The organism is Escherichia sp. E3659 (assembly GCF_005781135.1).
Classification (GTDB): Bacteria; Pseudomonadota; Gammaproteobacteria; order Enterobacterales; family Enterobacteriaceae; genus Escherichia.
In genome coordinates this window covers 1-1,881 of the sequence record NZ_VATQ01000041.1, presented here as the reverse complement: position 1 = coordinate 1,881, position 1,881 = coordinate 1, and the positions used below count along the sequence as shown (strand labels likewise).

Below are 1,881 nucleotides of genomic sequence, written 5' to 3'. Positions count from 1 at the left end.
CCTTCACTGACAGGTAATGGAGTATGTGATGGCGGTTAAAATCACGCCTGAAGAGTTCAGTCTGTTAATCCGGCGACTGAGCACGCAATGGCGCGTCCTGGCGCCTTCAGCCGAGTTTCGCGGTGGGCGTTTTGCTGATACGGATAACATTATTTATCAGCAAATACGGGGATGGGATGACCTGGTCTGGCAGGAGAAATCCCACATGTCACCCAATACGGTTATTTCACCGATAACAGAAACGCTCTTTTATTTTAATAAAGACACTATCCAGATTGCGGAGACGGATACCACGCCGGTGCTGATATTTGCCCGCGCCTGTGACATTAATGCCATGTCGCGGCTGGATTATATGTATTTATCAAACGGAAATAATTCTGATTACAGTTATCAGCGATTGCGTGAACATATCCGTTTTGTTCTGATTGAGTGTTCGCAAAGTTTTGAAAACTGTTTCTGTGTCTCCATGGGGAGCAATAAAACTGATAATTACAGCGCGGCAATGCGTTTCAGTGATGACGGCGCCAGTGTTTTTATTAAGGATGCTTTTTTTGAAGAAGCCTTACAGGGAATGGGACAGCGCACAGAATATGAGCCTGTCTTCGTCAGCGAAAACCCGGAACAGGTTACCCTCCCTGAAAAAATCTGTCAGTCCCCCCAAAGAATTCGCGACATTATTATCAACCATCCGCTCTGGGATGAATACAACAGCCGCTGTATTGGATGTGGGCGCTGCACAACCGGGTGTCCGACCTGTACCTGCTACAGCGTTTTTGATGTGGCTTATGACGAAAATCCTCAGCGCGGTGAACGCCGCCGCCAGTGGGCCAGCTGTATGGTACCTGGCTTCAGCGATATGGCCGGCGGGCACAGTTTTCGCCAGTCTGCGGGAGAACGTTTACGTTACCGTGCACTTCATAAAGTCAATGATTACAAAGCCCGCAATGGTACTGAGCATATGTGCGTGGGCTGCGGACGCTGCGATGACCGTTGTCCTCAGTACATTAAATTCTCACGTATTATCAATAAAATGACTGCCGCTGTCCGGCAGGCACTCTCCGGGGAGGTATAACCTGTGTCAACGTGTTCCTGTCACGATAAAGAAAAGCACAGCCTGTTGCCTGCTGCATACCGCATTATTTCCATCACCCGTCATACGCCACAGGAGTGGAATTTCCGTGTGGAAGTCGATTTCCCGGCCCGCTGGGGACAGTTTGTCCAGGTCTCCCTGCCATGTGTCGGAGAGGCGCCCATTTCTGTTTCTGACTGCGGAGAGGGCTGGATAGACCTGCTTATCCGCAATGTCGGCAAAGTGACCGGCGCGCTTTTTACCCTCCGTGAGGGCGACAGGGTATGGCTGCGTGGCTGCTATGGTAACGGCTATCCTGTCGATGCCTTCCGCTACAAATCTCTGGTGGTCATTGCCGGCGGTACCGGCGTTGCGCCGGTCAAGGGACTGATGCGCTATTTCGTCGAAAATCCGCAGGAAATCAACCGGCTTGACATGATTTTCGGTTACAGAAACCAGGACTGTGTGCTGTACAAGCAGGAGATGGCGAACTGGCACCGGCACCACAATCTCATTCTGACCCTGGATGAAGGCGTGGCGGATGAACGTTACCGTACCGGGCGGGTCACTGACCATCTGGCAGCGCTGACATTTGACGATATCAGCACCATGCAGGCGATTGTTGTTGGTCCTCCCGTGATGATTAAATTCACCGTACAGATGTTGCTGGAAAAAGGGCTCCAGCCGGAACAAATCTGGGTGGATTATGAACGCCGGATGGCCTGTGCAGTGGGGAAATGCGGTCACTGCCGCATGGGGGATGTCTACGTCTGCGTCGATGGTCCGGTTTTCAACTATGCCGTGGCCCGTCA

Annotated in this window: 2 protein-coding genes; both read left to right on the top strand. The window is 51.7% G+C overall.

Features of this window, described 5'->3' with window-relative positions:
- The first annotated feature begins 28 nt into the window (after positions 1-28).
- A complete protein-coding gene (asrA, locus tag FEK47_RS21475) occupies positions 29-1,072 on the top strand; it encodes an anaerobic sulfite reductase subunit AsrA (RefSeq protein ID WP_138183368.1) in 1,044 nt (347 codons plus the stop codon).
- A 3-nt stretch (positions 1,073-1,075) separates the two neighbouring features.
- On the top strand, positions 1,076-1,881 hold an 806-nt coding region (gene asrB, locus FEK47_RS21470; RefSeq protein ID WP_138183367.1), incomplete at its 3' end, for an anaerobic sulfite reductase subunit AsrB.